4 protein-coding genes are annotated in these 6338 nt (G+C 64.1%); 2 read left to right on the plus strand and 2 right to left on the minus strand.

Annotated features, from left to right (window positions below; genetic code table 11):
• Positions 1-34 precede the first annotated feature (34 nt).
• Positions 35-865, minus strand: coding sequence for a DUF3348 family protein (locus tag NFX52_RS28985; protein WP_055402951.1), 831 nt, complete (start codon positions 863-865; stop codon positions 35-37).
• A 323-nt stretch (positions 866-1188) separates the two neighbouring features.
• Here NFX52_RS28985 and NFX52_RS28990 point away from each other — a divergent pair, with 323 nt between their 5' ends.
• Positions 1189-1848, plus strand: coding sequence for a YitT family protein (locus tag NFX52_RS28990; protein ID WP_055402949.1), 660 nt, complete (start codon positions 1189-1191; stop codon positions 1846-1848).
• A gap of 27 nt (positions 1849-1875) precedes the next feature.
• Here NFX52_RS28990 and NFX52_RS28995 read toward each other — a convergent pair whose 3' ends face one another.
• Positions 1876-5424, minus strand: a complete 3549-nt coding sequence (locus NFX52_RS28995) for an EAL domain-containing protein (RefSeq protein ID WP_252635951.1) — start codon at positions 5422-5424, stop codon at positions 1876-1878.
• A 198-nt stretch (positions 5425-5622) separates the two neighbouring features.
• Here NFX52_RS28995 and NFX52_RS29000 point away from each other — a divergent pair, with 198 nt between their 5' ends.
• Positions 5623-6105 carry a hypothetical protein gene (locus tag NFX52_RS29000; protein ID WP_055400129.1) on the plus strand — a complete coding sequence of 161 codons (483 nt, stop codon included), beginning with the start codon at positions 5623-5625 and terminating at the stop codon, positions 6103-6105.
• The last annotated feature ends 233 nt before the right edge of the window (positions 6106-6338 follow it).

Here is a 6338-nt window from a genome sequence, read left to right on the forward strand (position 1 = left end):
CCCACCGCAAAGATGGCGGCCATCACACTCTTGTTCATTCGATCATTCCTGTTACCGGTTCCGGGGTCTTCGTGGTTGTGGGGGGACGGTGGGTGGTGCGGCGATGGGAGTCATGGCTCTGCGCCGCTTCCAGCAAACCAGCAAGGGGCTCCAGCCGCACCTGCAACTCGGCCAGCAGCAGCGCCCGCAAGTCCTGCTCAAAGGCAAACAGCCAGCCGCCCGGCAGCGCCCAGCGCTGCGGCTCATCGTCTCGCCCTGCAGCCTCCAGCTGCTGCTGGTGGGCTGCGCGCAAATGCGCCATCCGCCGCTCCAGATGGCCGGGTAGCGACGCCCACAGCCTTTGCTCACGCGCACCCAGCATCTGGTCCATCACCGCATCCAGCAGGGCCAGCCGACGCAGGCCCTCGGGGCCCATCGACAAGCTCTGCCGAATCAGCGCGCGCAAGGCAGCCAGTCTGGCATCCATCTGCTTTTGTAGCGCCAGATAACGCGCCGCGTGGACTGCAAAATCTGCCCCGGCCTCGGGGTCCGGGCCGTCGACAGGGGTGTTGTCGGCACGCTCGCGCACGGGTTTGGCAGGCGCGGCCTTGGCCGTGACCAAGTCCGTCAACTCGGCCCGGGTGGACTGAAGGCTGGCCTGCAATGCGCGCACATCCACCGTCCCCCGCCCCAGCGTAGTGACAGCCGGGGTTTGGCTGGACTCCAGAGCATGCAGCGCCCGGCTGAGCTTGACCGCATCCACGGTACTGAGCCACTGGCTGAGTTGCTCCGCCACATCCTGGCGCGCCGATCCACCGTGTGGCTGCGTCCATTGCTGGAGCAAAAGCACAAGTCTGGAGCTGTTGAGTCGGTGGGGCTGGTACATCAATCTGAGGCGTCCATGGCACCGGCCCCCCCGAAGGGTGGCGGGCGTCAGGGAGCAGGTCCCCGCAATGGGCAAAGCCCGCTATTTTCGCAGGAACGCTGCCGCCCCAGCCCCACATCGCTGTGCGTTGCAGGTGTTACATCTAAAGCAGATTGCAAGAATCGGCCAAAAAACAGCCAAGGAGCGACCAGTTTTCCAGGACCGAAGCCCCCACAGACACGCCGCTTCTTGACGGCGGACAAGTCCGGCACAGGGCTTGCATGCTTCAATCTGCGACTCTTTCCCCTGACCGGCACCCGCCGCCCTGCCCGCCTGCGCTCACCATGTCCAACCCGCCTGCACCCCACGCCCCTTCCCTGCCAAACCCTGCGCAAGTGGTCGCTCCTGTGGTGGTGCCACATACGCTCACGGAAGATGCTGTGGCCATCTTCACTGGCGTGCTGCTCATTTCCGTAGGGGTTGCTTTTTTCACCAGCGCAGGCCTGCTGACCGGGGGAACCGCAGGCCTTGCGTTCCTGTTGCACTACGCCACGGGTATCGGCTTTGGCAAGATCTTCTTTGTGCTGAACCTGCCCTTTTACTGGCTCGCCCTGCGCAAGCTGGGGCGCGCATTCACGGTCAAGACGTTTATTGCTGTGCTGCTGTTGTCGCTGCTGACCGAATTGCAGACTCAATTTCTGGAGTTTGCGCAGTTGCAGCCGCTGTATGCGGCCGTGGCAGGTGGGTTGATCACGGGCACGGGGTTTCTGGTGCTGTTTCGCCACCGCTGCAGCCTGGGGGGCGTGGGCATTGCCGCGCTGTACCTGCAGGACCGGTACGGATGGCGCGCCGGCAAGGTCCAGATGGCGGTGGACTGCTGCATCGTGCTGCTGGCGCTGTGGACGGTGGAACCCCTGCGCGTTGCCTGGTCCATTGCCGGGGCCGTGGCGCTCAACCTGGTCCTGGCGATGAACCATCGGCCCGGGCGCTACATGGCGGTGTAAGCCGGGCCAGAACACACGGGCCAGAACTCAAACAGAGGCTGCCCGTGCCTGCAGGTACTGTTCCAACACCCCGATCGGCACCGGGCGGCTGAACAGGTAACCCTGAAAGAGCGTGCAGCCGTGCTTTTCCAGAAACGCCCGCTGCGCGTCCGTCTCCACGCCTTCGGCGATCACGTCGATTCCCAGGCTCTGCGCCATGCCGATGATGGTCTGCACGATCAGCGCATCGGTGTGCTGAATGCCAATGTTGCGCACAAAGCTCTGGTCGATCTTGAGCTGGTCCAGCGGCAGACGCGTGAGGTAGGACAGCGATGACTGCCCCGTGCCAAAGTCGTCCAGAGAAAACCGCAGACCCAGGGCGCGCAATGCGTTCATCTTCGTGATGGTGTCGTCCACGTTGTCCAGCGCCAGGCTTTCCGTCAGTTCCAGCTTCAAACGGTCGGGCCGCGCACCGGTTTGCAGCAACACGGTGCGAATCTGCTCCATGAAATCGGGCTGCCGGAACTGCCGCGCGCTCACGTTCACGGACAACTGCAGCTGTTCCGTGGCGGGGTTGCCCTGCCAGCGGCGCAACTGAGCACACGCGGTCTGCAACACCCACAGGCCTATGGGCAGTATGAGCCCCGTTTCTTCAGCCAAAGGAATGAACTCATAAGGGGGGACCATGCCGCGCTCCGGGTGTTGCCAGCGGATCAGCGCCTCGGCCCCGACAGGGCGTACACCACAGCCCACCTGGATCTGGTAGTGCAGCAAAAACTGCCCGGCAGACAACGCAGTTCGCAGGTCGTTTTCCAGTGCAGCGCGGGCAGAGACCGCCGCCTGCATCATCGGATCAAAGAACCGGATCGCGTTGCGCCCCGCTGTTTTTGCGGCGTACATGGCCAGGTCGGCGTGTTTGACGACGTCTACCACCGTTTGGCTTTGGCCGCTGAACAGCACGGTTCCCACACTGGTCGTGCTGTGCACATGGTGCAAGGCAAGCTGGTAAGGCTGGTTCAGGGCGGCAAGTATTTTCTCGGACACATTCTGTGCCTGCTCAGCCGCGTCGGTGGCAAGCGCATCCAGGTCTTCCAGCAGCACCAGAAACTCATCGCCGCCCAGGCGGGCCACGGTGTCGCCTTCGCGCACACATCCCGCCAGACGCTGCGCAACCTGCTGCAGCAAGACATCGCCCATGTCATGGCCCAGTGTGTCGTTCAGGGTCTTGAAGTGGTCCAGATCGAGGCACAACAGCGCGCCATGCAGGCCGGTGCGCGCGCTGGTGGCAAACGCCTGCTGAAGACGGTCCAGCATGAGGCGGCGGTTGGGCAGGTGTGTCAGCGGGTCATAAAAGGCCAGATGCTCGATCTCGCGCGCGGCCTGGGCACGCTGGGTGATGTCGCTGAGCGTGCCGACATAGTGGGTGACTTCGCCCCCTCCGTCCGTGACGGCGGTGATGCCCATGAAGTGGAGGTTGACCGCCCCGCTTTTGCAGCGGTTCCAGATTTCGCCTTTCCATTCACCGGTGTCCGAGAGGCTGCCCCACATGGCGTCGAAAAAAGCCTTGTCGTGGTGGCCCGACGCGAGAAGGCTGGATCGCTTGCCCACCGCATCTTCCGCGCTGTAGCCCGTAATTTTGGTGAAGGCCCTGTTAGTGCGCAGGATGACGGTCTCTCGGTCGGTGACGATCATGCCCTCCTGCGACTCAAACGCAATGGCCGCAATGCGCAGTTCGTTTTCATCGCGCTTGCGCGCCGTGATGTCCTTGCCCACGCCCCGGTAGCCGCAAAATGTTCCGTTCACGTCAAAAATGGGTGTGCCGCTCACCGAAAGCCAGTGCAGCTGGCCCGAAAGGTCTTTCCGCTGGAACTCGAAATCGCGGAACTCCTGATGGCGTTCCAGCAGCTCGCGGTGCTCCTGCCAGCGGGCTTCGCTCACCCCAGGGCCTGCCAACTCCCAGCGCGTCTTGCCCATGTACGCGGCCGCCTCCTGCAGCAGACGGTCTTTGTCGCTTCCGTCCACATGGGTCAGGCGGAACTGGGCGTCCTGTTCCCAGTACCAGTCAGACGACAAGATGGTCAGGGTGCGAAAGCGCGCTTCGTTGTCTTCCAGTTGCTTGCGCACGCGGTAGGCCTCGGTCACGTCGCTGAACACCAGCACGACACCGACAATCTGCCCCTGCGCATTGCGAATGGGCGCCGCGCTGTCCGCAATCTGATATTCGGCACCGTCCCGCGCGAGCAAGGTCGTGTGGTTGCTCAGCCCCACCACCTCGCCCTTGGCCACCACCATCCGAACCGGATCGACCACCGGCTCCCGCGTGCTGGCATTGACGATGCGAAACACGTCCGTCAGCGGCTTGCCCAGTGCCTCGGGCAACGGCCAGCCTGTCAGGCGTTCGGCCACTGCATTCATGCGTGTGATATGGCCCTGCGCATCCGTGGCCACCACCCCATCACCAATGGAATTCAGCGTGATGGACAGGTTTTCCTCACTCTGGCGCAACTGGGCCTCGGCGCCCTGGCGCGTAAGCGCCATTCGGTCAAAACGCTGACCCAACTCGGTCAACTCTGCCAGGCCGGTGGCGAGGGGTTGGGGGGCATAACGGCCCTGGGCAAGTTCGTCGGTGGCGTCCAACAGGCGCCGCAATGGTTTCATCACGCCCCGCCGCACGCCCTGCTGGGCCAGCAGGAAAGACAGCGCAAGGCCAGCCAGCAAGAAGGCCACCTCGGTCCACATGTTGCGGTTGGCAGTGGCGTAGAGCTGGTCCAGTGGCACAGCCAGACTCATGGTGGCAACCGTTTTTCCACCCGACTCTATGAGCGGCTGAAACACCATCAACTGGTGTGATCCGGCCGCATTGCTGCGCTGAAGCACCCCTTCGGCAGAGCGCTGCAGCGCCGCGCTGAAATCTGCATCGGCCAACTGGGTTCCGAGTTCGGCCCCATCGGGCGGAAAACGCGCCACCACGCGCCCATCGGCGTCGGTCACACGCGCCACGGCGCCGGGTGGCAGGCCCAGATCGGCAAGCCGCAGGCTCCACCACTCCAGCGACACCACGGCCACTGCAGCGCCCACCACCTCCTGGCTGCCCGGCGGGACCACAGGCACCGCAAAATTGACGCTCGCAACCTGGGCAGCCCGGTCGATCTGAAAAGCCCCCACCGAGAACTCCCGGGCGGTGATGGCGTGCTGGAAATAGGGCCGGTTCGCCACGTTCACGGGCGCCTTCAACGGGCGGGCATTGCACAGCAGATCGCCACTGGCCTGTGGCACACCAATGTTGACGTAAGTGGCGTTGAGCGACAGCACCTCGGCCAGGTACCTTCCACACTCGGGTTCCGCCGGCCGGTGCACCGAGGGCATGGCAGCAAGCTTCTGCAGAAAATCGCGGGTGTTCTGAATCAGGCGCTGCTGGCTGGCTGCCACGGCCCGCAGCGTGCCCAAAGCCTGGTTCTCTGCGGCGGCAATGGCGTCCATGCGGTGCGACCGTGCCTGGTAAACCGCCAGCAGCACGGCGGGCAGGGTCGCCACCAGAACCAGCCAGCGGATTCGCGCAGACAACGTACTCCAGGTTCCCACCAGCCAGGAAGGCATACCGACCTTTCGTCTTGCACAGTCATTCCAGGCACCGCAGGGCCAGGAGATGCACCGAACGCATTGTTACATCGTAAGCCGAACCGCCCTACATCTGCACCCCCATTTGCCCGCAGTGCCTGGTGGCCGCCCCAAGGGCCGGGGGCCGGAGATGTAACCTTTTGGGAACCTTGAGGCGTGCCGCCGTATCATTGGGACATGCGTCGCGGCCTCTATTTCGTGTTGATGGTGGTGCTGGTCCTGCGGGGACTTACCGGCACCGCCATGGCCGCCGGGGTCTTGCAGCCCCTGCTTCCTGCTAGCGCGCCGCATGCGCAGGAGCACAGCCACCTGGTGGCAGCCGAAGCGGCATACGCGACTTCACAAGAGCACACGACTGACCAGGCCGCACAGGCCATGGCTGCAGAAATGCAGGAAGGCGATCACGCCATCGCCCATCACGATGACCATGCCGTGCATGCTGCTGCGGCATCCGCGTGTGATGGTGAACTGGTGGGGTGTGCTGCACACGATCACCACTCTGCCGCATGTTCCGCCTGCGAAATCTGCCATTCGGCAATGCACGACGCCGCCCCGGCAGCGTCGTGCGCTCTCCGCCGCCCGGGCACCGCGCTGCCCACGGCGTCTGCACGGTTTGACAGTGCGCCTCCCGCACTGACCATCAAACCACCCATCGCCTGATCTCCAACGCCCGAAGTGCGTCTGCCACAGCCTGAGCCCCCCTGAAACAGGGTGGCCCGGGCGGTAGCGCAACACCTTTTTCGTCCGTTGTCTGGAGATCGCCATGCGCGCGCCTGCTTCATTTCCGTATCCCGCTTCATCGCCCCCGCGAACCGTCTGCCTTGTGCTGCTGGCACCGCTGCTTTCGCTGGCCCAGGGCCTTGCTCCCACACCCAGCCATCGTCTGGCACCGG

The sequence above is a fragment of the Acidovorax facilis genome (assembly GCF_023913775.1).
Classification (GTDB): Bacteria; Pseudomonadota; Gammaproteobacteria; order Burkholderiales; family Burkholderiaceae_C; genus Acidovorax; species Acidovorax facilis.